Origin of the sequence: Microbacterium testaceum StLB037, assembly GCF_008763945.1 — a bacterium.
In the GTDB taxonomy this organism is placed as follows: Bacteria; Actinomycetota; Actinomycetes; order Actinomycetales; family Microbacteriaceae; genus Microbacterium; species Microbacterium testaceum_G.
The window spans coordinates 508,163-530,503 of sequence record NZ_VTQH01000002.1; the positions used below are offsets into that span (position 1 = coordinate 508,163).

Genomic DNA, 22,341 nt, shown 5'->3' on the forward strand with positions numbered 1-22,341 from the left:
GCGGCAGATCGACCCGATCGGGTCGATCGGGCTCAGCGGACCGGAAGGGTCTGCGGCCGCCATGCCTCGCGGCGCGCCTCGAACTGCGTGATCTTGTCTTCGTCACGCAGCGTGAGCCCGATGTCGTCGAGCCCTTCGAGAAGCCGCCACCTAGTGTAATCGTCGATCTCGAACGACACCTGGACCTCGCCGACCGTGGCGGTCTTGGCGGTAAGGTCGACGGTCATCTCGATGCCCGGGTTCGCCTCGAGGACGGCCCAGATCTGCTCGACCTCGTCTTCGGTGATCACGCCCGTGACCAGGCCCTGCTTGCCTGAGTTGCCGCGGAAGATGTCGGCGAACTTGGGGCTCAGCACCACCTGGAAGCCGTAGTCGCGCAGCGCCCACACGGCGTGCTCGCGGCTGGATCCCGTTCCGAAGTCGGGACCGGCGACGAGGACGGATGCCGAGCGGTAGGCGTCCTGGTTGAGGATGAACTCCGGGTCCTGGCGCCAATTGGCGAACAGCGCGTCGTCGAAGCCCGTCTTGGTGACGCGCTTGAGGTAGACGGCGGGGATGATCTGGTCGGTGTCGACCGCCGAGCGCTTCAGCGGAGCTGCGATTCCGGTGTGCGTGGTGAACTTCTCCATGTCAGGCCTCCGCCCCGGTCGAAACGGTCTCACTGGGCACGGGGTCGAGGTCGGCGGGGCTCGACAGCGTTCCGCGCACGGCGGTGGCCGCGGCGACCAGCGGCGACACGAGGTGCGTGCGCCCGCCCTTGCCCTGGCGCCCCTCGAAGTTGCGGTTCGAGGTCGACGCGCAGCGCTCCCCGGGGGCCAGCTGGTCGGGGTTCATCCCCAGGCACATCGAGCACCCGGCGAAGCGCCACTCGGCGCCGAAGTCGGTGAAGACCTTGTCGAGGCCTTCGGCCTCGGCTTCGAGGCGCACGCGCGCCGATCCCGGCACGACCATGACGCGGACGTTCTCGGCTTTGGTGCGGCCCTGGATCACGGAGGCGAAGGCCCGCAGGTCTTCGATGCGGCTGTTCGTGCACGAGCCCATGAACACGGCATCCACGGGGATGTCCTTCATCGGGGTGCCGGCCTCGAGATCCATGTATTCGAGGGCCCGCTCGGCGGCGGCGCGCTCGTTGGGGTCGGCGATGTCGGCCGGGGTGGGCACGACGTCGCTGAGCGAGACGCCCTGGCCGGGGTTCGTGCCCCAGGTGACGAAGGGTTCGAGCTCGTTCGCGTCGAGGAACACCTCGGCGTCGTAGACGGCGCCCTCGTCGCTCGGCAGGGTGCGCCAGTAGGCAACGGCGTCGTCCCAGTCCTGACCCTGCGGGGCGTGCGGCTTGTCCTTGACGTACGCGAAGGTCGTCTCGTCGGGAGCGATCATGCCCGCACGGGCGCCGGCCTCGATCGACATGTTGCACATCGTCATGCGCCCCTCCATCGAGAGGGAGCGGATCGCGCTGCCGCGGAACTCGAGCACGTAGCCCTGTCCGCCGTTCGCGCCGATCTTGGCGATGATCGCGAGGATGATGTCCTTCGCGGTCACGCCGGGCTTGAGGTCGCCCTCCACCGTGATCGCCATCGTCTTGAAGGGCTTGAGCGGAAGCGTCTGCGTGGCGAGCACGTGCTCGACCTCGCTGGTGCCGATGCCGAACGCCATCGCACCGAACGCGCCGTGGGTCGAGGTGTGCGAGTCGCCACACACGACCGTGATGCCCGGCATGGTGAGCCCGAGCTGCGGGCCGACCACGTGGACGATGCCCTGCTCTTTGTCGCCCAGCGAGTGGATGCGCACGCCGAACTCCTCGGCGTTGCGCCGCAGGGTGTCGATCTGCGTGCGGCTGGTGAGGTCGGCGATCGGCTTGTCGATGTCGAGCGTCGGGGTGTTGTGGTCTTCGGTGGCGATCGTCAGATCGAGCCGGCGCACGGGGCGGCCCTCGGCGCGCAGGCCGTCGAAGGCCTGGGGGCTGGTGACCTCGTGCACGAGGTGCAGGTCGATGTAGATGAGGTCGGGCTGACCGTTCTCGCCCTTGACCACGAGGTGGTCGTCCCAGACCTTCTCGGCCAGGGTGCGGGGATTCTCGGGAATCGTGCTCATGTTTGCGTTTCTCCTCGGAAGGGGTGTGAGGCCCGCGACGAACTCCGCGACGAGAAAGGCCTAGAACAAGGTCTCGTCGCGGCCGCTAAGGAGGAGGCGAGCGATCCGCACCCGGTCACGATACCACCGGGCTCCCTCGCTTCGCCCGCGCGGCGACTCCCCCGGCCGCCGCGCCGCACGGCCGCCCGCGCGTAACAGAGCGCCGCACACTTCGTCTTCTCGGGCCGGGGCGTGCGAGCCTGGGCCGATCCCGAACCCCGTCGGGATCGGGCCCGACCCGAGGGCCCGCACCGATCTCGCAGAGTGGAGCGTGACCCATGGCCGCGAACGCCGACACCGGATTCTCGACCCGCCAGGTGCACGCGGGCTCGACCGCCGCGCACGCCTCTCCGCGGGCCACGCCGATCTACCTCACGGCGGGCTTCACCTTCGACGACCTCGACGCTTCCGCCGCGCACTTCGGCACCGGTGCCGGCTTCGGCTACACCCGCACCGGCAATCCCACCATTCAGGCCGTCGAGGAGCGCCTCGCCTCTCTCGAGGGCGGCGACCAGGCCGTCCTCGTCTCGAGCGGTCAGGCGGCGGTCACGGTCGCGCTGCTCGCGCTGGCGGGCGCGGGCGACCACATCGTCGTCTCCGAGCACATCTACGAGGGGACCCGCGGCCTGCTCCTCGACAACCTCGCGCGCCTGGGCATCGAGACGACCTTCGTCCCCACGGGCGATCTGGCCGCGTGGCGGGGGGCCATCACCCCGCGCACCCGCGCCCTCTTCGCCGAGACCCTCTCGAACGCGCGCAACGACGTGCTCGACATCGCCGCCGTCTCGGCGATCGGCCGAGAGCGCGGCATCCCTCTCGTCGTCGACAGCACCTTCACGACGCCCTATCTGCTGCGCCCCATCGAGCACGGTGCCGCCGTCGTCGTGCACTCGGCGAGCAAGTTCCTCGCGGGGCAGGGTGCGGTGCTCGGCGGGGTCATCGTCGACGACGGTCGCTTCGACGCCGCGGCATCCGGTCATCTCTTCCCGCACCTCGTGCAGACCGATCGCCTCGGCGGGGCGAGCCTCGCCGAGAAGCACGGGCCGCGCGCCCGCGGCGCCTACATCCGCGAGAGCGCCGCCCCGCGCTTCGGCCCGTCGCCGTCGCCGCTGAACGCCTTCCTCATCGGGCAGGGCATCGAGACCCTGAGCCTGCGGGTCGAGCGGCAGTCGCAGAACGCCCTCGCCGTCGCCCGCTGGCTCGAGCAGCGGCCCGAGGTCGAGCGCGTCGACCACGTGGGCCTCGAGTCGCACCCCGACTTCACCCTCGGTCGGCAGTACCTCACGCGCGGCACCGGGTCGGTGTTCACGGTGACCCTGCGCGGCGGCCTCGAGGCGGCGCGCCACGTCGTGCAGTCGGTCGAGCTCATCACGCACATGACCCACCTGGGCGATGTGCGCTCCCTGGTGCTGCACCCGCAGAGCACCTCGCACGCGGCCCGGACCGTCGAGGAGCGCGAGCGTGCCGGCGTGTTCCCGGGGACCATCCGCCTGTCGATCGGGATCGAGGACATCGACGACATCCTGGCCGACCTCGAGCAGGCGCTCGTCGGCGTTCCCGTGATCGAGCGCGAGACGGTCGTGCTGTGAGCCGGCTGCAGCACTTCGGCTGGTTCCTCGCGCGCGGCTTCGGCCCGCACGGGTGGGGGCATCCGTACCTGCGCTGGAACCACCGCTGGACCGAGCCCGGCCTCTACCAGGACTCCGCCCGCACGCTCGAGCAGGCCGGTTTCGACCTGCTCATCATCGAGGACGCTCCCTCGCTCGGCAGCGCCGAGACGATCGACCTGCGCGTGCGCCACGCCTTCGGCGGACCCAAGCACGACCCGCTCCTGCTCGCGCCGTACCTGTTCGCGGCGACGCGGCACCTGGGCGTCGTGCCGACGGTCAACCCGGCGGCGTACCTGCCGTACACCGCCGCGCGGCAGTTCGCGACGCTCCAGCACCTGAGCGGCCATCGTCTGGGACTGAACGTCGTGACCGACACCGGCAGCGCGCGCCACTTCTCGCCCGCGCCGCAGCTCGGGCACGACGCGGCCTACGATCGGGCCGAGGAGTGGCTCGACGGCATCCGTCAGCTCTGGCGCAGCTGGGGCGAGGGCGCCCTGGTCGTCGACGAGGAGTCGGGCGTCTACGCCGACGGGACGCGGCTCGACGCCACACGCCACCGCGGCGAGCACTTCGGCTTCGACGGGCCGTTGAACGCCGTTCCGTTCACCGACGGCGAGCCCGCCATCGTCTCCCCCGGCGGCTCGGGGCGGGGTCTGTCGTTCGCCGGGCACAACTCCGACGTGCAGCTCGCGCTCGCGCCCCTCGACGAGCAGAGCATCCGGGCGTATCGCGGACGCATCCACGCCGCAGCCGAAGCCGCGGGGCGATCCGCCTCCGACATCAAGATCCTCTTCGCGATCCAGCCGGTGCTCGTGTCGTCGCCGGAGGAGGCCGATCGCCTGGTCGCGGCATCCGCAGACCCGTCCGAAGAGGCGCTCATCGCGATCGCGCGCAAGCAGTCGAGCGACCTCGAAACCGACCTGACGGGACTCGACCTCGACGCGCCGCTCGACCGGTCGATCTTCGGCGAGCATGTGTCGGAGGGCAGCATCACGCGACTCGTCGGAAAGCACGACGATGATGCTCCCCTGCGCACGATCCTCGCCGCGCACGCGCGCCTGGGGCGTCTGAACGACGGATCCGGCTTCGTGGGCACCGCCGACGAGTTCGCCGACCGCATCGAGGAGCTCGGCGAGTGGGGCAACGACGGCGTCCTGCTGTGGGGCGATCTGCACCCGGTCACCGTGCACCGCGTGCTCGACGACCTCGTCCCGATCCTGCGCCGACGCGGCATCCTCCGCGAGGAGTACGTCGACGGCGGCCTGCAGGCCAACCTGAGGGCGTTCTAGGTTCCGGATGCCGGGACCCCCGCGTCACGGTGCGCGGTCAGTCGCGCTCGGGCTGCTCCACCGTCGAGGGCGTTCCCTTTTCGTGGGCGACGTCGGCAGCGGCATCCTGAGCCTCTCCGGCGGGAGCCGGCTCGCGGCGCGCGGCGATCAGGCTCGCAACCGTCGCGACGGCCATCGACAGCACGATCACCGCCAGCGAGACCCACGTCGAGATCTCGGGTGCCCACTCGATGGGTTCGCCGCCGTTGACGAACGACAGCTCGTTGACGTGCATGGCGTGCAGGATCAGTTTCACGCCGATGAAGGCGAGGATGAACGCGATGCCGTAGTGCAGGAACTTCAGGCGATCGAGCAGATCGCCAAGAAGGAAGTAGAGCTGACGAAGGCCCATCAGCGCGAAGAGGTTCGCCGTGAAGACGATGAACGGGCTCTGCGTGATGCCGAAGATCGCGGGGATCGAGTCGATCGCGAACAGCAGGTCCGTCACGCCGATCGCCACGAACACGATGATCATCGGCGTGAAGAGCTTCTTGCCGTTCACCCGCGTGATGACCTTCTTGCCGTCGTACGAGTCGCTCATCGGCAGCACGCGGCGAAGCGTCCGCACGATGAGGTTCTCTTTCTGCGAGTCGTCGTCGTGGTCGTCGCCGGGGAAGGCCTGCCGGATCGCCGTGTAGATGAGGAACGCCCCGAACAGGTAGAAGATCGGGCTGAAGTTCTCGATGATCGTGGCGCCCACGAGGATGAACGCGCCGCGCAGGATCAGCGCGATGATGATGCCCACCATCAGCACCTCCTGCTGGTACCGGCGCGGCACCGAGAACTGCCCCATGATCAGCACGAAGACGAACAGGTTGTCGATCGAGAGGCTGTACTCGGTCAGCCAGCCGGCGACGAACTGCCCCGCGACCTCGCCCCCGCCCACGATCCACAGCACGCCCGCGAAGAGCAGCGCGAGGGTGACGTAGAACACGACCCACAGCGTCGATTCCTTCGGCGCCGGGATGTGGGGCCGCTTCAGGATGATCAGCAGGTCGGCGACCAGGATCAGCACGAGCACGACGAGCGTGATCGTCTGGAAGAGCGGGTCGAGCTGCAGCTCCATCGCGGGGCCTTTCATCGGGGGAAACGCTCGAGTTTATCCGCCGGTCTCGCTCCGTCACCGGGCTTGTGCACGTAGTGCTCATTGCGCGCGTACATCCGTGAGACGATCCGACGCGACCGGACACCTCTGAGTGAGAGAGTGCTCCCGGGCTCACCCGGAGAGCGGAGCGGATGCCATGACCGACGACGTCATCGACGACAGGGTCCTCGTGGCGCGCGCCGCCGGGGGCTCGGAGGTCGCGTATCGCGAGCTGTACCGGGCGTATGCGCGGCCGGTGTACTGGATCGCCATCGGCCTGGTGGGTGATGCGGCGGACGCGGAGGACGTCGTGCAGGAGACCTTCGTCGTCGCCTGGCGGAAGATCCCCTCGCTGCGGCTGGAGGGCGAGTCGCTACTCCCCTGGCTCGCGACCGTCTGTCGGCTGCAGGCGCAGAACCGTCTACGTGCCCGACGTCGGCACGGCTCGCACGCCGCACTCGACGACGAGATCCCCTCGCTCGTCGACGTCGAGGCCCAGGTCGTGCGGGCGCAGACGGTGTCCGCGATCCTCGCCGCGGTCGACCGTCTCAGCGACCTCGATCGCGAGATCTTCCGCCTGTGCGCCGCCGAGGGCTACGGCTACGAAGCCGCCGCCGTCTCGCTGGGCGTCTCGCACGGCACGGTCCGCAATCGGCTCTCCCGCATCCGTTCCCGGGTGCGCGCCACCGCGATGGAGACGGAGACCCCATGACCACGCCGACGCTGCCCCCGTTCCCGGACGAGCGGAGGGATGCCATCGAGACAGCCGTCTTCGGACGGATCGCCGATGAGCGCGACCGCCGCCGTCGGCGCCGGCGCGGTCTATGGACGGGCGTCGGGGCGGCCGCAGCCGTCGTCGTGGTCGCCGCGTTCGCGGGCGCGTCACTGACGGCGACCTCCGGCTCGGGCGGGTCGACGGTCGTGGGCGCCAGCGGCGAGGGGCTGACCGACCAGTACTCGGGGAGTTCCGGGAGCGAGCCGATCGTCCCCGTCGTCCCGGATCAGGATGCCGCGGGGTCGTCGTCCTCGTCGTCCGAGGCCGCCGCGGGCGATGCGGCGGCGCGCGACACGGCGATGCGCGACATCGTCGCCACCGGCTCCAGCACCGTCGAGGTCGACGACATCGCCGCGGCGATCGACGCGATCGGCGCCTCCGCGACCGCGGCGGGCGGATACGTGGAGTCCTCGCAGCTGGGCGGCGCGATCGGCGCGGTGCCGTATGAGGGCTCGGCCACGGGACCTGCGGCATCCTCGGGCTGGATCACCGTACGTGTTCCGGCCGCCGTCCTCACGAGCTCGATGGACGGGCTGCGCCAGGTCGGCGAGGTCACCGCCACGACCGTCAGCCGTTCCGACGTCACCGAGCAGACCGTCGACCTGCGCGCACGCGTCGCCGCGGGTGAGGCCTCCGTCGCGCGCCTGACCGAGCTGCTGGCGCAAGCCGGGTCGGTCTCCGACCTCATCACCGCCGAGTCCGCCCTCGCCGAGCGGCAGGCGCAGCTCGACTCCGACCGGCAGGTGCTGCAGTCGGTCGAGTCGCAGGTCGCGATGTCGTCGCTCAGCGTCCAACTCGTCGAGCACTCCCCCGCGGTCGCCGCCGACCCCGCCGGCTTCGGCGACGGACTCGGCGCCGGCTGGAACGGCCTGGTCGCCACGCTCAACGGGATCGTGATCGGGCTCGGGTTCCTGCTGCCGTGGCTCGCGGTGGCCGGCGTGGTCTTCGCGGTGGTGTGGGGCGTGCGCCGGGTGCTGCGGCATCGGCGGGAGGCGCGCGAGGGCTGAGCGGAACCGTCGCCTGCGATCGGCGAGGGTCGCGACAGCGGAGGCGGATGCCGGGAGCCCTGGCATCCGCTCTGCTCGGGGAGCCGGGGGCCGACGACAAGAGCGAGGAACACGGATACCGGTCGTCCCGGTGTCCGCGTCGGCCCGAGGTGTCCGGGGCCGGCGTGCAACTCCGCGGGCGGGGTCCTGCGAACTCCTTCACACCGCTACAACGAAAAGAGCTCCGACCGATCGGTCGGAGCTCTTTTCGTGTTGGTGACCCCAGCGGGATTCGAACCCGCGTTACCGCCGTGAGAGGGCGGCGTACTAGGCCGCTATACGATGGGGCCGCGTCGTCAACCATTCAAGTATGCACGACAGTTGACGCCCACGCAAAATCGAGGCCGAGCCTTCGACTTCTCGGGCGTGTCCGGCCACGGTACCGCGAGATGGCCCCGCACGGAAGAGCCGTTAGACGCTGTTCACCCTTCACGCCAGCGCTTGCCTCGCTCCCGCGGTCGGGAGTTGACTCGTCGCATGCGACTCACGAAGCACGAACACGCCGCCCTCGTCCTCGTCGAATCCGGTCACTCGCTCGTGATCGATCCGGGCAGCTTCACCTCTCCCCTCGAAGACCTGACGAACCTCGGCGGCATCGTCATCACCCACGAGCACGCCGACCACTGGACGCCCGAGCACCTCACGCGCCTGCAGAAGGCCCACCCCGGTGTGCCGATCTACGGCCCCGAGGGCGTGCGAGAGGCTGCCGCGGGCTTCGAGGTCACCGTGGTCCACCCGGGCGACACCCTCGACCTCGGCCCCTTCCACCTCGAGTTCTTCGGTGGGAAGCACGCGGTCATCCACTCCTCGATCCCGGTCGTCGACAACGTCGGCGTCCTGGTGAACGACGCGGTGTACTACCCCGGCGACTCTTACGCGGTGCCCAAGCACAAGAAGATCACCCTGCTCGCAGCTCCGGTCGGCGCCCCCTGGCTGAAGATCGGCGAGGTGATCGACTACGTCCTCGACGTGAAGCCCGAACGGGTCTTCGCCACGCATGACATGACCCTCTCGGTCGCCGGCAAGCAGATGGGCGACGCGCGCCTCACGTGGGCCGTCGAGCAGAACGGCGGTTCGTTCGTCGACCTCGAGCCGGGCGACTCGGTCGAGGTCTGACGACCATCGCGTCCCGGGCTCCGGAACGTGCGGCGCCGGCCGGCCCGCTACAGCTTCCCGCGAGGCTGCGGGGCGGATTCTTCCGGAGCCCGGCACACCGGCGCGCGGTGCGCGCGGCGCGGGACGCAGCCGCCCCCGGCACACCGCCCCGCAGCCCGGCCGGTCCCGGTCAACCGAAACGCACGAAAACACCGGATGCCACGAGCCCTCTGGCCCGTGGCATCCGGTGTTTTATGCCGAAGCGCTTACTGCGCGTCGAGATCGGTCTCGAGAAGGGCGACGAGCTCGTCGAGCGCCTGCTCGGCGCCCTCGCCCTCGGCCTTCAGCGTCACGACGGTGCCGTGACCGGCGCCGAGGCCCATGAGCGAGAGGATGCTGCCGGCGTTGAGGTCGGCACCGCCCTCGGCGGCGATCGTGACGGGGATCTTCTTCTCCTGCACGGCCTGCACGAAGAGCTTCGCGGGGCGGGCGTGGAGGCCCGAGGCGCTCGCGATGGTGGCCTGACGTTCTGCCATGGTGAATCCTTCCGATTCGACGGGGTGTTACGCGGCGACCGTGGCTGCGGGAGCAGCCTCGGTGACGGCGGCGTCCTTCGTGCTGCGGCCGATGCCCTTGAGGGCGACGACGATCAGCGCAGTCACGACGGTACCCGCCGCGATCGCGAGGGCGAAACCCCAGAAGGGGTTGATCGCGAAGAACACGAAGATGCCGCCGTGGGGGGCGAACGACTGCACCGAGAGCAGCATGCTCAGACCACCCGTGATCGCACCGCCCACCATCGAGGCGGGGATGACGCGCAGCGGGTCGGCCGCGGCGAACGGGATCGCGCCCTCGGAGATGAACGAGGCGCCCAGCAGCCAGGCCGCCGCGCCGTTCTCGCGCTCGACCGGGGTGAACTTCTTGCGGGAGAGCACGGTCGAGGCAAGGGCCATCGCGAGCGGGGGCACCATACCGGCGGCCATGACCGCGGCCATGATCAGGTAGGGCGTGGTGTTGGTCTGCGTCGCGGCGGCGAGCCCGGTCGTGGCGAAGACGTAGGCGACCTTGTTGACGGGACCACCGAGGTCGAAGCACATCATGAGGCCGAGGATGACGCCGAGCACGACGGCTCCGGCACCGCTGGAGGCGAGACCGGTCAGACCCTCGGTGAGGGCGGCCATGAGGGCGGCGATCGGGCGACCGAGGAACAGGATCATCAGGCCCGAGGCGAAGATCGACCCGAGGAACGGCACGATCACGACGGGCATGAGTCCGCGCAGCCAGCGCGGGGCGTCGAACCGGCCGAGCCACCAGGCGATGAAACCGGCGAGCAGACCGCCGATGATGCCGCCGATGAAGCCGGCGTTCATGAGCACGGCCACGGCACCGGCGACGAAACCGGGAGCGATACCGGGGCGGTCGGCGATGGCGTAGGCGATGAAGCCGGCGAGCACGGCGACGATGAAGCCCATCGACGTCGCACCGATCATGAACGCGACCGAGCCGAGGTACTGCCCGATCGGGCCGAGCGGCGAGGTGATGCCCTCGGTCGGGAGGTCCCACAGCGAGTTCTGAATGATGACGTTCGACGCGTTCGCGGTCACCTGGTAGCCGCCGAGCAGGAAGCCCAGGGCGATGAGCAGACCGCCACCGGCGACGAACGGGATCATGTAGCTGACACCCGTCAACAGCCACCGCTGGATGCGGCGCCCCACCGACTGCTGAGCCGCCGGAGCGTCGGACGCGGATGCCGCGGCGGCACCGCCCTGGACGCGTGCGGCGTTCGGGTTCTCGCTGGCGGCGAGGGCCTCGGCGATGAGCTGCTTGGGCTGCTCGATGCCGCGCTTGACGCCCGCGCGGACGACGGGCTTGCCCGCGAAGCGCTGCGGGTCGCGCACGTCCACGTCGACCGCGAAGATCACGGCGTCGGCGTCGTCGATCACGCTCTGCGGGAGCGCCTTGTAGCCGCTGGAGCCCTGGGGCTCGACGATGAGCTCGACACCGTCGGTCTCGGCCCCGGCGGTGGTGAGCGCGTCGGCGGCCATGAAGGTGTGAGCGATACCGGTCGCACACGCGGTGACGGCGACGATCTTCTTCGTCTTCGTCGCGGTGCGAGCCTCGGCGCGGGTGCCCGCGGGTGCGGCTGCGGCTACGGCGGGAGCCGCGGCGGCGACCGGGGTCTCGGCCGGGGCGATGGCATCCGTGATGATCCGGACGGCCTCGGCGGGGGTCTGGGCCGAACGCAGGCCGGTCATGAAGTCGTTGTTCATGAGGCTGCGGGCCAGCTGCGACAGCACCGAGAGGTGGGCCTCGTCGGCACCCTCGGGGGCCGCGATGAGGAACACGATGTCGGCGGGGCCGTCGGGGGCGCCGAAGTCGACACCGGGGGTCAGGCGGGCGAAGGCGAGGGTGGGCTCGGTGACCGACGCGCTGCGCGCGTGCGGGATGCCGATGCCGCCGGGCAGGCCGGTCTCGTCCTTCTGCTCGCGCGCCCAGGCGTCGTCGAACAGCTCTTGAGCGCTGCGTGCGCGGCCCTGCGCGACGACGCGCTCGGCGAGAGCACGGATCACCGACTGCTTGTCGGTGCCCAGGGGCACGTCGAGAGTGACGAGCTCCGGAGTGATGATGTCGGACATTGTCAGTGACCTCCGTGGTCAGGATGTTGCGATGGGGGTGGGGAATTCGGTGACGGCGATCGCACCCGGGGGCAGATCGTCGGGAGTCGGCGCCTGCGTGCCGGGCAGAGTGGCGGCGGCCGCTCCGTAGGCGATGCTGCGCGCGAGGCGATCGGGGGCCGCGGCCCCCTCGAGATCGGCGAGCAGGTAACCGGCGAGGGAGCTGTCTCCCGCGCCGACGGTGCTGGCGACCTGGATCCGGGGGGCGCGTCCGCGCCACGTGCCCTCGGCCGTGAAGAGGAGTGCTCCGTCGGCGCCGAGGGTCACGAGGGCGGATGCCACGCGGCCCGGCACCAGAGACTGAGCACGGCGTGAGGCGGACGCGAGCACGTCGTCGTCGGACGCCGGGTCCTCTCCGACCAGTTCGGCGAGTTCTTCGTGGTTGGGTTTGATGAGGTCGGGGCGGGCGGTGTCGACCACCGCGGCGAGGGCCGGGCCCGACGCATCGACCGCGATGAGCGGGGACGCGCTCCCCCACCGCTCGCGCACGGCGGAGATGAGGTCGGCGTAGAAGGTGACCGGAACTCCGGGAGGAAGCGACCCCGCGAGCACCAGCCAGGTTGCCCCCTCGGACGCGGCGACGACACCCGCCACGAGCGCCTCGGCCTCGGACGCGGACAGCTCGGCCCCGGGGAGGTTCAGCTTGGTGGTCTCACCCTTGGGATCGGTGATGGTGAGATTCGCCCGGGCACGGCCGGCCACCTCGATCACGTCGAGATCGACGCCGGTGTCTTCGAGCAGCAGGCGGTACGGGTCGTGGGCGTTGACCGGCACCACAGCGCGGGCGGGGGCTCCGGCGGCCGTGACGACACGGGCGACGTTCACGCCCTTGCCCCCGGCATCTTCGCGCGACGACAGGGCTCGCTGGACCTCTCCGGGCTGCAGCGCCTCGGAGAGCACGACGGCGCGGTCTGCGGAGGGATTGGCGGTCAGAGTGACGATCATGCGACGCGCACCTCGATGTCGGCGGCCTCGAGGGCCTCGGAGAGCGCCGCGGGAGGGGCGGCGTCGGTGACGAGCACGTCGAGCTCGTCGAGTCGGGCGAAGCGCACGAGCAGTTCTTCACCGAACTTCGCCGCGTCGGCGAGGAGCACCACGCGACGGGCGGACTGGATGATGGCGGCCTTGACGGCGGCCTCGTCGGGGTCGGGGGTACTCAGGCCGAAGTCGGCGCTCAGTCCGTTCGTGCCGACGAAGGCGATGTCGGGGCGGAGCTGACCGATGGTGCGCACGGTGTGCGCCCCGACCGCGGCGGCGGTGACCCCGCGCACGCGCCCCCCGATGGTGGTGAGCGACAGGCGCTCCTCGCCGGCGAGCAGGTGCGCGGCCTCGAGGGAGTGCGTCACGACCTCGACCCCGCTGATCCCCGCGCCCAGAGCGGCCGGAAGGAGCGAGGCCACGGCCGCGGGAGTCGTACCCGCGTCGAGGAAGATCGATCCGCGGAAGTCGGAGCCGAGCAGGGCCACGGCCTCGGCGGCGATAGCGCGCTTCGCGTCGCGGTGACGCTCACGACGCTCGGTGAGGGGCGACTCCGCGGTGCTGGCCCGACCGATGTCGACGGCGCCGCCGTGCACACGGCGCAGGGATCCGAGCCCTTCCAGGCGGTCGAGGTCGCGGCGAACGGTCTCCGTGGTCACGTCGAAGCGACGGGCGAGGTCGACGACGCTGACGCGTCCGATCTCGCGCAGTTCGCGCTCGATGAGCTGCTGGCGCTCCATTGCGTACACGGGGATCCCCTTCGAAGATTCCCACACGATACAACACGAAACCACACAGGGCAACAGATTTCTGCGGGATCCGCCCCTGACAGCCCACGGGTGGATTCCCACACGAACGAAGAACCGGTCCCGCATGCGCAACAAGTGAGGCTATCCTTACCCGTGGTCCACCGTCGGGCCGTACGTTCCACGATCCCTACGGAGTTCCCGGATGCCACGCGCCCGCGCCCTCGCCTTCCCCCTCGTTCTGCTGACCGCCGCAGCCGTCTTGACCGGCTGCGGGGCGTCGGAGGTCGTTCCCGAAGCCACCGCCACGACGGCCGGAGAGGGTGCCACCGTCTACCCCCTGACGCTGGAGAACTGCGGCCGCGAGATCACGGTCGACCGGGCGCCCTCCCGAGTGGTCTCGCTCGACCAGGACTCCACCGAGATCCTGCTGTCCCTGGGCCTTCAGGACCGGATGGTCGGCACGGCATTCTGGACCGACCCGGTGCTCGACACGCTCGCCGACGCCAACGCGGCGGTCCCGCGTCTGTCCGACAACGCCCCCTCGTACGAGGTCGTGCTCGGCACCGATCCCGACTTCGTCACCGCGTCCTTCGGCCGCCACTACGCCCAGGGCGGCGTCGCCACGCGCGACCGGTTCGCCGAGACCGGCATCGCCTCGTACCTCTCCCCCACCGACTGCGACGGCGACGTCAGCTTCAACGCCGGCGGAAAGCGCACCGCGCCGCTCACGGTCGACACGCTCTACGGCGAGATCCGCGACCTGGCGCGCATCTTCGACGTGTCCGACCGCGGCGAAGACCTGGTTCGATCGCTGCAGCAGCGCGCCGCGGCGGCGACCGAGGGCATCGACTTCGAGGGCCACACCGTGGCCTTCTGGTTCGCCGACACCAAGACCCCCTACGTCGCCGGCGGCTTCTCGAACGCCGCTCTGCTGGCATCCACCACCAAGATGACCAACGTCTTCGCGACGCAGACGGACGACTGGCCCGCGGTGGGCTGGGAGAGCCTGGTCTCGGCCGATCCCGACGTGCTCGTGCTGGGCGATCTGCAGCGGGACCGCTTCCCCGGCGACCGCCTCGCCGACAAGATCGCCTTCCTCGAAAGCGATCCGCTCACCAGCACCATGACGGCGGTGAAGAACAAGCACTACATCGCGCTGCACGGCGCCGAGCTCAACCCCTCGATCCGCTTCGTGGACGCGCTCGACAAGATCCGCGCCTGGTGGGACGAGAACGGGAGCGCGCTCTGAGCGCGAGCCTCGTCTCGCGCGCCCGGCTCGGTCGGGGTTCCGCGGGACTCGGGGTGGTGCTCGCCCTCGTCGGGCTCGTGGTGCTGGTGGTCTCCGTGGGCGTGGCCGTGACCCTGGGGCCGGCCGATGTGTCGTTGGTCAACGTGCGCGACGTGCTGCTGAACCATCTGGGTCTCGCGGACATCCCGGTAAAGGCGGCGAAGAACGCGATCGTCTGGGAAGAGCGCCTGCCCCGCGCCCTCGTCGCCGCGTGCGCCGGGGCGGGCCTGGCCCTGTGCGGTGTGGTCATGCAGTCCCTCCTGCGCAACCCGCTCGCCGAACCGTTCGTGCTGGGCGTGTCGTCGGGGGCGTCGACCGGCGCCGTCGTGATCGGCGTTCTCGGGATCGGCGGCGGCGTGCTCGGCCTGTCGGGCGGCGCCTTCGTCGGCGCACTCGTGGCCTTCGGCCTCGTGCTCGTGCTCTCGCGCTTCACCTCGGGCGGCACCTCCGGCGTGATCCTCGCCGGTGTCGCCAGCACGCAGTTCTTCTCGGCGCTCACCTCGCTCGTGGTGTTCGCGGTCGCCGACAGCGACGAGACGCGCGGCGTCATGTTCTGGCTCCTCGGCTCGCTCGAGGGCATGCGGTGGGACAAAGTCGCCCTCTGCGCCGTCGTGGTCGTCGTCGGCGGTGCCGTATGCCTGGTCGCCGCGCGGGCTCTCGACGCCTTCACCTTCGGCGACGACGTGGCCGCCTCCCTGGGTACCCCGGTCGCCCGGACGCGCATCGGCCTGCTCATCGTCACGGCTCTCATGACGGCCGCGCTGGTGAGCGCGGTCGGTGCCGTCGGCTTCGTGGGACTCGTCGTGCCGCACGCGGTGCGTCTGATGGTCGGCCAGCGTCACGCGCGGGTGGTTCCGCTCGCGGCGGTCGTGGGCGCCGTGTTCATGGTGTGGGTGGATGCCGCGACCCGCACCCTCTTCGCCCCCACGCCCCTTCCGGTCGGGGTGGGAACGGCGCTCGTGGGAGTTCCGGTCTTCGTGGCCCTCCTCGTTCGACGGAGGGGCCGCGCATGACGCTCGAAACCCGCGCCGCGCGCTGGACCCGCGGGGGCACCCTCGTGGTCGACGGCGTCTCGCTGCACCCCGAACCCGGAACGACCGTGGGCCTTCTCGGGCCGAACGGCTCGGGCAAGTCGTCGCTGCTGCGCCTGCTGCAGGGGGCCGCACGCCCCGACTCCGGAGAGGTGCTGCTCGACGAGCGGCCCCTGGGCGAATGGCGGCGGCGAGAGGTGGCCCGCACGGTGGCCGTGGTGACGCAGCACGCCGAGACCGACGCCGACATCGTGGTCCGCGACGTCGTCCGCCTGGGCCGAACGCCGCACCGCCCGGTGTGGGGTGGCTCGTCCACCGGCGACGAGGACGCGATCGACGCGGCACTCGAGCGCGTGGGACTCACCGACAAGGCCGATCGCCTCTGGCACACCCTGTCCGGCGGAGAGAGGCAGCGCGCGCAGATCGCCCGCGCCCTCGCCCAGGAGCCGCGGGAGCTGCTCCTCGACGAGCCGACGAACCACCTCGACATCCGCCATCAGCTCGATGTGCTGGCGCTCGTCGCCGCTCTGCCGGTGACCAGCATCATCGCCCTGCACGACCTGAACCTCGCGGCGACCTATTGCGACAGCGTGCTGGTGCTGCGCGAGGGCCGTGTCGTGGCCGCCGGAGCTCCCGCCGCGGTGCTCACGCCGACGCTCATCGCCGACGTCTACGAGGTGGCGGCGCGGGTGATCCCGGATGCCGAGACGGGGCGCTCCACGATCCTGTTCGACGGGCCGTTGGCATCCTGAATCCTCCCGTCCGGCAGACCGCTCAGGGCGCGAGGACGGAGAGGGTGAAGCGGATGATCTTGCCGTCGGGGCCCGTGAGCGTGGCGGCGGTCTCGCCCACGGCGCGCGGGAGGAACCCGGGGCGGAAGATGGAGCCCTCCGACGGTCCTCCCGCCGAGAACTCGGCGATGTCGACGTCGGACGTGGTTCCCGTCCACTCGGCCTCGGTGCCGTCGGGGACCGCGAGCACGAGCGAGGTGCCGATCTTCACGGAGGCGCTCTTGCCGTCGAGATCGTCCGGCGACACCACCGTCGGCGCGAAAGCCTCATCCACGGTCGCGGCCGGAGACGGCGCCTCGGCGGCAGGGACGGCCGGAGCGTCGGATGCCGCGGGCGCGCAGCCCGCGAGCAGGGCGCCGGCCACGACGACGAGGGCGAGCCGGAGAGCGAGGGAGCGCTTCACGAGGACCTTCTTCCGCGGGGAGGGGCGCCGTCTGCAGCCCTCGCTCGGATGCTAACCCGCCGGGTCTCTCCTCGCGGCGAACGCGCCCGGCTCAGTCGCCGATGGGGATCTCGATCGAGGTGACCGACGAGCCACCGAGGTCGATCAGCCCGGGAGCCGCGGCGGGTTGTTCGTCGTCGGGCAGGAGTTCGGCCTGCGTTTTCGGTCGCGCGGGCTCGCCGGGCAGTCCCGCCCACTCGCTCGGTTCTTCCGGTCGCTGTACGAAGAGTCCCATGGGTCCATCCTCTCGCCGATCCGGTCCTCACCGCAGCGGGTGGGCTGTGAAAAACGTCTCGATCAGCCTCGTCGCGCCCAACTGCTCGCCCGATCCCGAGGCACCGGGCCAGACGTGCCCTCCCCCGGCGATCCGGTAGTGCTCGAGGGCGCCGCGGTCCCGGCATCCGGTCCAGGTCTGCTTCTCGACCCCCGGGGCGACCGTCTCCGACCGCGGGTCGGGCGCGCAGCCGTTGCGGGTCGCGAGCTGCGACAGCCACTGGGGTACGGGCAGGACCCTCGCGTCGTGACGGGTGCCGCCGTCGTAGGGGATGACGTCGTCCGCGGTGCCGTGGAACTCGATCACGGGGACCGGCGGTGCGTCCGGGCACGGTGGGTTGGTCGCGGGGTACACGGCCCCCGAGACCACCGCGAACGCCGCGATGCGCTCGGGCAGAGCGCACGAGAGCAGCGAGACGAAGCCTCCGCCGTTCGACATCCCCGCCGCGAACACGCGCGCGGTGTCGATGCACAGCCGCGACTCGACCTCGTCGAGCAGCGCCGAGGTGAAGGCCACGTCATCGGCGCCCGACGAGTACGGCGCCCCCTGCCAGCCCGTGCCGGCGGCGGAGCTGGCGGGCTGGGGGTAGACGACCACCGCGCCGCTGTCGTTCAACCCGACCTCTCGCTCGAGCTCGCCGGCCGGGGCACGGTACCCGGCGAACGCCAGGATGAGGGGCGACGGCGTCGCGCCATCGTGATCGGCCGGCACGTGGACGTCGAAGAGGCGGTCGTCGCCCGCGACGGTCAGCGAGAGCCGCGTCGTCTCCCCCGAGGGGAGGGTCGGGGCCGCGGGGCACGCCGACGTCGACGTGGGGGTGGCCTCCTGCGGAGCCGCGGGCGAGGCGCTGCAGCCCGACAGCAGCACGGCCGCGAGCGAGACGACCACGAGGAGAGGGACGCGGAGGCGCATCCGGTCATCCTACGGTTCGGGTATCTTCGGCCCGCAGCCGCCTCACCACCGGGATCACCCGACGTGTCGAGGCGCACACGAAAGGCCCGGGATCTTTCGATCACCGGGCCTTTTCGTGAAGCTGGGGTACCTGGACTCGAACCAAGAACAACGGAACCAGAAACCGCCGTGTTGCCAATTACACCATACCCCAATGGCTTCGAGCCGTAGCTCGTGCCGAGGATCAAGCTTACGTGACGCGGAGCCGAGCACCAAACCGGGGCCGTGCTCCGCGTGTCCCGGGCGCGTCCTGCGCGGCTGGCCGCCGTGGCGCCGATGTCGAAGAATCGCACGGAGCTCGCAGATCCCGCGGCGGATTCTGCGATCTTCATCGCGATCTGCGAGCTCCCGCGCCATCGCTCCCGCGAACGCGCGATCCCCGCGACCCGAGAGTCGCGGGGATCGTCGGAGGGCGTCTCAGCCCAGGTGCGCCACCAGCGCCTCGAGGCGCCGGATCGACTCGGCCTTGCCGAGCAGCTCCATCGACTCGAACAGCGGCGGCGAGATGCGCCGGCCGGTCAGCGCGACGCGCGGCGGGCCGTAGGCGACGCGGGGCTTGAGGCCGAGCTCCCCCACGAGGGCCGTCGACAGGGCCTCCTGGACGGCGGCGGCGGTGAAGTCGTTCACGCCCTCGAGAGCGCGGACGGATGCCGTCAGCACCTCGCTCGCATTCGCGGGAAGACCCTTAAGAGCGTCGTCGGCGTAGTCGACGTCGGTGACGAAGAGGAACCCGAGCATGCCGGGCACCTCGCCGAGCAGCTGCACGCGCTCCTGCACGAGAGGCGCCGCCTGCGCGATGATCGCGCGGTGATGCTCGCTCGGCTGCTCGGCGATGTACCCCGCGCCCGCGAGGTAGGGGACGATCCGGGTCGCGAAGTCCTCGGCATCCAGCATGCGGATGTGGTCCCCGTTGATCGCCTCGGCCTTCTTCTGATCGAAGCGCGCGGGGTTGGGGTTCACGTCGGCGATGTCGAACGCCGCGATCATCTCGTCGAGTGAGAACACGTCGCGGTCGCTCGCGAGCGACCAGCCGAGCAGCGACAGGTAGTTGAGCAGGCCCTCGTGGATGAAGCCCTTCTCGCGCTGCAGGAACAGGTCGGCCTGCGGGTCGCGCTTGGAGAGCTTCTTATTGCCGGTCTCGCCCAGCACGAGCGGCATGTGACCGAAGCGCGGCACGAAGTCGGTGACGCCGGCGTCGAGCAGCGCGCGGTACAGCGCGAGCTGGCGGGCGGTCGAGGGCATGAGGTCTTCGCCGCGGATGACGTGGGTGATGCCCATGAGCGCGTCGTCGACGGGGTTGACGAACGTGTAGAGCGGAATGCCGCCGGCGCGCACGATCACGAAGTCGGGGAAGGATCCTGCCGGGAAGGTGACCTCGCCGCGGATGAGGTCGACGAAGGTGAGGTCCTCGTCGGGCACGCGCACGCGCCACGCGGGCTCGCGTCCCTCGGCGCGGAAGGCGGCCTTCTGCTCGTCGGTGAGGTCGCGGTCGTAGTTGTCGTAACCGAGCTGCTTGGCGCGGCCGTTGGCCTCGTTGCGCGCGTCGATCTCCTCGGCGGTGGAGTAGCTCTCGTACACCGCCCCCGCGGCGATGAGCTTGTCGAGCACCTCGCGGTAGATCTCGTGGCGCTGCGACTGGCGGTAGGGAGCGTGGGGTCCGCCGACCTCGACGCCCTCGTCCCAGTCGATGTTCATCCACCGCAACGCCTCGAGGAGCTGCTGGTAGCTCTCCTCGCTGTCGCGCGCGGCGTCGGTGTCTTCGATACGGAAGACGAGCTTGCCGCCGTTGTGCCGGGCGTAGGCCCAGTTGAACAGGACGGTGCGGATGAGACCGACGTGCGGCAACCCCGTGGGTGAGGGGCAGAAGCGGACGCGAACGTCGGCGCCGGTGGCGGTCGTGGTGCGGGGATCGGGCGTGGCAGACATCCCCCCGATCCTACCGGCGGGCGCCCCGACTCCCGGAGGGCCGCAGGTGGTCGGCGAGCACCTCGCCCATGACCTCGAGAGCGGCACCGACGGCGGGCACGTGCTCGGCCCCGCGGGCGGTGACCACGTGCAGGGTCCGCGCCTCGGCGGACGGCAGCCGAGGTGCCGCGATCCCCGAGAGCAGGGGGAGGGATGCCACGGCCATGCGCGGCAGGATCGCCATGCCGACCCCTTGGGCGACGAGGTTCTCGACGGCGATGAAGTTGTCGGTCTCGAAGGCGATGTCAGGGGTGAAGCCCGCCCGTCCGCACGCCTCGAGCAGGTGACCGCGGCACTGCGGGCACCCGGCGATCCACCGCTCCCCCGCGAGCTGCGAGAGGTCGATGGGATCGTGAGCGGCCGCCGGGTGATCTGTGGGCACGACCACCACGGTGTCGTCGTCTCCGATGAGTCGAGCGGAGAGTCCGGATGCCGCGGACTCCAGGTGCTCGCGCCGATCACCGGGGTAGCTGTAGGTCAGGGCGATGTCGGCGCGGTTCTCGCGCACGGCGGCGATGGCTTCGGGTGGCTCGGCCTCGACGAAGCTGATCGAGACGCCCGGGCGGCGCGCGGTGACGGCGGCGATCACGCGTGGGACGACCGTCGACGAGGCCGAGGGGAAGGCGGCGATCCGCACGCGACCGGCGCGGAGCCCCCGGAGCTCGGCGAGGTCTCCGGCCGCAGCGTCCAGGGCCGTGGTCACGGCGGCCGCGTGCCGGGCGAGGATCGACCCCGCCTCGGTGAGACGCACGCCGCGTCCGACGCGCTCGACGATCGGCATCCCGGCCCGCTTCTCCAGGCGCCGCAGCTGCTGGCTCACCGCCGGCTGGCTGTAACCGAGGTTGCGGGCGGCGGCTGTGATCGAGCCGGTGTCGGCGATCGCCTTGACCACACGCAGGGCGTTCGCGTCGAGGGAGTCGTCGATCTCGGCCATGCTGAAACATAAGCAGAGGTGATGGTTCTCATGCAACACCTGCTCTAGTGCAATGGCACGCGGCGGGCGATCCTGGGTTCATGAGCAGCCTCGCCACGCACTTCGCCGGCGGCCGCGACTACCTCGCGGCCTGCACCCTCGGCCTGCCCTCGCGCGCCACGGTGGCCGCGGTCCGCGCCGACCTCGAGTCCGCGGCATCCGGTCGTCCCGACGTCGTCGCCGCGTCGCAGGCGGTCGAGGCGGCCCGCGTCTCGTTCGCGCACCTGGTGAGCTCGCCGGTGAGCGATGTCGCGATCGGGTCGCAGACGTCGGTGCAGGTGTCGCTGCTCGCGGCCTCCGTGCCCGACGGCGCCGAGGTGCTGTGCGCGGAGGGCGACTTCTCGTCGCTGGTGGCTCCGTTCGTCCACACCGGTCGGGGCGTGCGCGTGCGCACCGCTGCCCTGACGGAGCTCGCCGACGCGATCTCCCCCGACACCTGGCTCGTGGCCTTCTCGTTCGTGCAGTCGGCCACCGGAGAGGTGGCGGATGCCGCCGGTATCGCCGCCGCGGCGGCTCGCGCCGGGGCCCGGACGCTCTGCGACCTCACCCAGGCCGCCGGATGGCTCCCGGTCGACGCGACGATGTTCGATGCGACCGTCTGCCACGCGTACAAGTGGCTCTGCTGCCCGCGCGGGGTGTCGTTCCTCACGCTCACGCCCGCGTTCCAGAGCGAGATCCGCCCCGTGCAGGCCGGCTGGTACTCGGGCGACGACCCCTGGTCGTCCTGCTACGGCACGGGCGGGACCTTGGCGCCGGACGCCCGCCGCTTCGACGTCTCCCCCGCGTGGCAGGCGTTCGTGGGGGCGGCTCCGGCGCTCGCGCTCTTCGCCGACGCCGACATCACCGCGACCTACGCCCACGTGACGGCCCTGGCGGCGCGCTTCCGCGAGGGACTCGGTCTCGAGCACCCCGAACGGCCCTCGGCGATCGTCACCTGGCCGGATGCCACGGGCGAGGCGCTCGCCCAGCTGACGGCCCACGGCATCACGGCGTCGGGACGCGCGGGGCGCGCCCGGGTGGCGTTCCACGTCTTCAACGACGAGCTCGACGTCGACCGCGCCCTGCACGCTCTCGGTGTGCGCGGGGGCGAAGACCTCTCGGCGTTCGACGGGCTGGTGTACGCGATCTGAGGGGTCGCGGTGCTGCCCTCCCCCGC

The 22,341-nt window shown here is 70.9% G+C and carries 21 protein-coding genes and 2 tRNA genes; 9 read left to right on the plus strand and 14 right to left on the minus strand.

Features of this window, described 5'->3' with window-relative positions:
* Window positions 1-32 precede the first annotated feature (32 nt).
* Window positions 33-629, minus strand: a complete 597-nt coding sequence (gene leuD, locus F9B98_RS11115; protein ID WP_150957294.1) for a 3-isopropylmalate dehydratase small subunit — start codon at window positions 627-629, stop codon at window positions 33-35.
* A 1-nt stretch (window position 630) separates the two neighbouring features.
* Window positions 631-2,091 carry a 3-isopropylmalate dehydratase large subunit gene (gene leuC, locus F9B98_RS11120; protein WP_150957297.1) on the minus strand — a complete coding sequence of 487 codons (1,461 nt, stop codon included), beginning with the start codon at window positions 2,089-2,091 and terminating at the stop codon, window positions 631-633.
* A 317-nt stretch (window positions 2,092-2,408) separates the two neighbouring features.
* Between leuC and F9B98_RS11125 the strand changes: the two genes are divergently transcribed.
* Together F9B98_RS11125 and F9B98_RS11130 are read left to right on the plus strand one after the other, a co-directional pair.
* Window positions 2,409-3,719 carry an O-acetylhomoserine aminocarboxypropyltransferase/cysteine synthase family protein gene (locus tag F9B98_RS11125; protein ID WP_150957301.1) on the plus strand — a complete coding sequence of 437 codons (1,311 nt, stop codon included), beginning with the start codon at window positions 2,409-2,411 and terminating at the stop codon, window positions 3,717-3,719.
* Window positions 3,716-5,029: an LLM class flavin-dependent oxidoreductase gene (locus tag F9B98_RS11130; RefSeq protein ID WP_150957303.1), complete on the plus strand. Its 1,314-nt coding sequence runs from the start codon at window positions 3,716-3,718 to the stop codon at window positions 5,027-5,029. The genes F9B98_RS11125 and F9B98_RS11130 overlap by 4 nt, the downstream gene beginning before the upstream one ends.
* Before the next feature lie 37 nt (window positions 5,030-5,066).
* On the opposite strand, the gene F9B98_RS11135 is transcribed toward F9B98_RS11130, so the two are convergent.
* Window positions 5,067-6,134 carry a TerC family protein gene (locus F9B98_RS11135; RefSeq protein ID WP_150957822.1) on the minus strand — a complete coding sequence of 356 codons (1,068 nt, stop codon included), beginning with the start codon at window positions 6,132-6,134 and terminating at the stop codon, window positions 5,067-5,069.
* Between the two features lie 175 nt (window positions 6,135-6,309).
* Here F9B98_RS11135 and F9B98_RS11140 point away from each other — a divergent pair, with 175 nt between their 5' ends.
* Together F9B98_RS11140 and F9B98_RS11145 are read left to right on the plus strand one after the other, a co-directional pair.
* Window positions 6,310-6,864: an RNA polymerase sigma factor gene (locus tag F9B98_RS11140; protein WP_150957306.1), complete on the plus strand. Its 555-nt coding sequence runs from the start codon at window positions 6,310-6,312 to the stop codon at window positions 6,862-6,864.
* Complete coding sequence (locus tag F9B98_RS11145; RefSeq protein ID WP_150957309.1) at window positions 6,861-7,934, plus strand: DUF4349 domain-containing protein; 1,074 nt, start codon at window positions 6,861-6,863, stop codon at window positions 7,932-7,934. The genes F9B98_RS11140 and F9B98_RS11145 overlap by 4 nt, the downstream gene beginning before the upstream one ends.
* 253 nt (window positions 7,935-8,187) lie before the next feature.
* Here F9B98_RS11145 and F9B98_RS11150 read toward each other — a convergent pair.
* A tRNA-Glu gene (locus tag F9B98_RS11150) sits at window positions 8,188-8,263 on the minus strand.
* A 187-nt stretch (window positions 8,264-8,450) separates the two neighbouring features.
* On the opposite strand from F9B98_RS11150, the gene F9B98_RS11155 reads away from it, so the two are divergent.
* Window positions 8,451-9,089 (plus strand): MBL fold metallo-hydrolase, encoded by a 639-nt coding sequence (locus tag F9B98_RS11155; protein WP_150957312.1) that lies wholly within the window; start codon window positions 8,451-8,453, stop codon window positions 9,087-9,089.
* A 245-nt stretch (window positions 9,090-9,334) separates the two neighbouring features.
* Here the strand turns inward: F9B98_RS11155 and F9B98_RS11160 are convergent, their stop codons facing one another.
* Genes F9B98_RS11160 through F9B98_RS11175 form a run of 4 tightly spaced genes read right to left on the minus strand, consistent with a single transcriptional unit; the run spans window position 9,335 to window position 13,470 of the window.
* The gene (locus F9B98_RS11160; RefSeq protein ID WP_056230686.1) at window positions 9,335-9,604 is read right to left on the minus strand and encodes an HPr family phosphocarrier protein; all 270 of its coding nucleotides are present in this window, start codon (window positions 9,602-9,604) and stop codon (window positions 9,335-9,337) included.
* Between the two features lie 27 nt (window positions 9,605-9,631).
* A complete protein-coding gene (locus F9B98_RS11165; protein ID WP_150957316.1) occupies window positions 9,632-11,704 on the minus strand; it encodes a fructose-specific PTS transporter subunit EIIC in 2,073 nt (690 codons plus the stop codon).
* Window positions 11,705-11,722: 18 nt separating this feature from the next.
* A complete protein-coding gene (locus tag F9B98_RS11170; RefSeq protein WP_150957318.1) occupies window positions 11,723-12,688 on the minus strand; it encodes a 1-phosphofructokinase family hexose kinase in 966 nt (321 codons plus the stop codon).
* Window positions 12,685-13,470, minus strand: a complete 786-nt coding sequence (locus F9B98_RS11175) for a DeoR/GlpR family DNA-binding transcription regulator (protein ID WP_191966774.1) — start codon at window positions 13,468-13,470, stop codon at window positions 12,685-12,687. Before F9B98_RS11175 ends, F9B98_RS11170 begins: the two co-directional genes overlap by 4 nt.
* 202 nt (window positions 13,471-13,672) lie before the next feature.
* On the opposite strand from F9B98_RS11175, the gene F9B98_RS11180 reads away from it, so the two are divergent.
* The 3 genes from F9B98_RS11180 to F9B98_RS11190 are packed head-to-tail and all read left to right on the plus strand — an operon-like array spanning window position 13,673 to window position 16,541.
* Window positions 13,673-14,719, plus strand: coding sequence for an ABC transporter substrate-binding protein (locus F9B98_RS11180; RefSeq protein WP_150957321.1), 1,047 nt, complete (start codon window positions 13,673-13,675; stop codon window positions 14,717-14,719).
* Complete coding sequence (locus tag F9B98_RS11185; protein WP_225310312.1) at window positions 14,692-15,771, plus strand: iron chelate uptake ABC transporter family permease subunit; 1,080 nt, start codon at window positions 14,692-14,694, stop codon at window positions 15,769-15,771. The genes F9B98_RS11180 and F9B98_RS11185 overlap by 28 nt, the downstream gene beginning before the upstream one ends.
* Complete coding sequence (locus F9B98_RS11190; protein WP_150957325.1) at window positions 15,768-16,541, plus strand: ABC transporter ATP-binding protein; 774 nt, start codon at window positions 15,768-15,770, stop codon at window positions 16,539-16,541. Before F9B98_RS11185 ends, F9B98_RS11190 begins: the two co-directional genes overlap by 4 nt.
* Before the next feature lie 22 nt (window positions 16,542-16,563).
* Here the strand turns inward: F9B98_RS11190 and F9B98_RS11195 are convergent, their stop codons facing one another.
* The 6 genes from F9B98_RS11195 to F9B98_RS11220 form a co-directional block, all read right to left on the minus strand.
* Window positions 16,564-16,983, minus strand: a complete 420-nt coding sequence (locus tag F9B98_RS11195) for a hypothetical protein (RefSeq protein ID WP_150957328.1) — start codon at window positions 16,981-16,983, stop codon at window positions 16,564-16,566.
* A gap of 91 nt (window positions 16,984-17,074) precedes the next feature.
* A complete protein-coding gene (locus tag F9B98_RS11200; RefSeq protein ID WP_150957331.1) occupies window positions 17,075-17,257 on the minus strand; it encodes a hypothetical protein in 183 nt (60 codons plus the stop codon).
* A 27-nt stretch (window positions 17,258-17,284) separates the two neighbouring features.
* Complete coding sequence (locus F9B98_RS11205; protein WP_150957334.1) at window positions 17,285-18,208, minus strand: alpha/beta hydrolase family esterase; 924 nt, start codon at window positions 18,206-18,208, stop codon at window positions 17,285-17,287.
* A gap of 121 nt (window positions 18,209-18,329) precedes the next feature.
* Window positions 18,330-18,401: transfer RNA gene (locus F9B98_RS11210), tRNA-Gln, on the minus strand.
* Window positions 18,402-18,664: 263 nt separating this feature from the next.
* On the minus strand, window positions 18,665-20,173 hold the full coding sequence (gene gltX, locus F9B98_RS11215; protein WP_150957337.1) for a glutamate--tRNA ligase: 1,509 nt from the start codon (window positions 20,171-20,173) through the stop codon (window positions 18,665-18,667).
* A gap of 10 nt (window positions 20,174-20,183) precedes the next feature.
* Complete coding sequence (locus F9B98_RS11220) at window positions 20,184-21,146, minus strand: LysR family transcriptional regulator (RefSeq protein ID WP_150957340.1); 963 nt, start codon at window positions 21,144-21,146, stop codon at window positions 20,184-20,186.
* A gap of 80 nt (window positions 21,147-21,226) precedes the next feature.
* Here F9B98_RS11220 and F9B98_RS11225 point away from each other — a divergent pair, with 80 nt between their 5' ends.
* Window positions 21,227-22,315, plus strand: coding sequence for an aminotransferase class V-fold PLP-dependent enzyme (locus F9B98_RS11225; RefSeq protein ID WP_150957344.1), 1,089 nt, complete (start codon window positions 21,227-21,229; stop codon window positions 22,313-22,315).
* The last annotated feature ends 26 nt before the right edge of the window (window positions 22,316-22,341 follow it).

Excerpts from the sequence above, each read along its gene's own strand:
- leuD (WP_150957294.1), bottom strand. The coding sequence starts at position 629 with ATGGAGAAGTTCACCACGCACACCGGAATCGCAGCTCCGCTGAAGCGC.
- leuC (WP_150957297.1), bottom strand. The coding sequence starts at position 2,091 with ATGAGCACGATTCCCGAGAATCCCCGCACCCTGGCCGAGAAGGTCTGG.
- F9B98_RS11125 (WP_150957301.1), top strand. The coding sequence starts at position 2,409 with ATGGCCGCGAACGCCGACACCGGATTCTCGACCCGCCAGGTGCACGCG.
- F9B98_RS11135 (WP_150957822.1), bottom strand. The coding sequence starts at position 6,134 with ATGGAGCTGCAGCTCGACCCGCTCTTCCAGACGATCACGCTCGTCGTG.
- F9B98_RS11140 (WP_150957306.1), top strand. The coding sequence starts at position 6,310 with ATGACCGACGACGTCATCGACGACAGGGTCCTCGTGGCGCGCGCCGCC.
- F9B98_RS11145 (WP_150957309.1), top strand. The coding sequence starts at position 6,861 with ATGACCACGCCGACGCTGCCCCCGTTCCCGGACGAGCGGAGGGATGCC.
- F9B98_RS11155 (WP_150957312.1), top strand. The coding sequence starts at position 8,451 with ATGCGACTCACGAAGCACGAACACGCCGCCCTCGTCCTCGTCGAATCC.
- F9B98_RS11160 (WP_056230686.1), bottom strand. The coding sequence starts at position 9,604 with ATGGCAGAACGTCAGGCCACCATCGCGAGCGCCTCGGGCCTCCACGCC.
- F9B98_RS11165 (WP_150957316.1), bottom strand. The coding sequence starts at position 11,704 with ATGTCCGACATCATCACTCCGGAGCTCGTCACTCTCGACGTGCCCCTG.
- F9B98_RS11170 (WP_150957318.1), bottom strand. The coding sequence starts at position 12,688 with ATGATCGTCACTCTGACCGCCAATCCCTCCGCAGACCGCGCCGTCGTG.
- F9B98_RS11180 (WP_150957321.1), top strand. The coding sequence starts at position 13,673 with ATGCCACGCGCCCGCGCCCTCGCCTTCCCCCTCGTTCTGCTGACCGCC.
- F9B98_RS11190 (WP_150957325.1), top strand. The coding sequence starts at position 15,768 with ATGACGCTCGAAACCCGCGCCGCGCGCTGGACCCGCGGGGGCACCCTC.
- F9B98_RS11200 (WP_150957331.1), bottom strand. The coding sequence starts at position 17,257 with ATGGGACTCTTCGTACAGCGACCGGAAGAACCGAGCGAGTGGGCGGGA.
- F9B98_RS11205 (WP_150957334.1), bottom strand. The coding sequence starts at position 18,208 with ATGCGCCTCCGCGTCCCTCTCCTCGTGGTCGTCTCGCTCGCGGCCGTG.
- gltX (WP_150957337.1), bottom strand. The coding sequence starts at position 20,173 with ATGTCTGCCACGCCCGATCCCCGCACCACGACCGCCACCGGCGCCGAC.
- F9B98_RS11220 (WP_150957340.1), bottom strand. The coding sequence starts at position 21,146 with ATGGCCGAGATCGACGACTCCCTCGACGCGAACGCCCTGCGTGTGGTC.
- F9B98_RS11225 (WP_150957344.1), top strand. The coding sequence starts at position 21,227 with ATGAGCAGCCTCGCCACGCACTTCGCCGGCGGCCGCGACTACCTCGCG.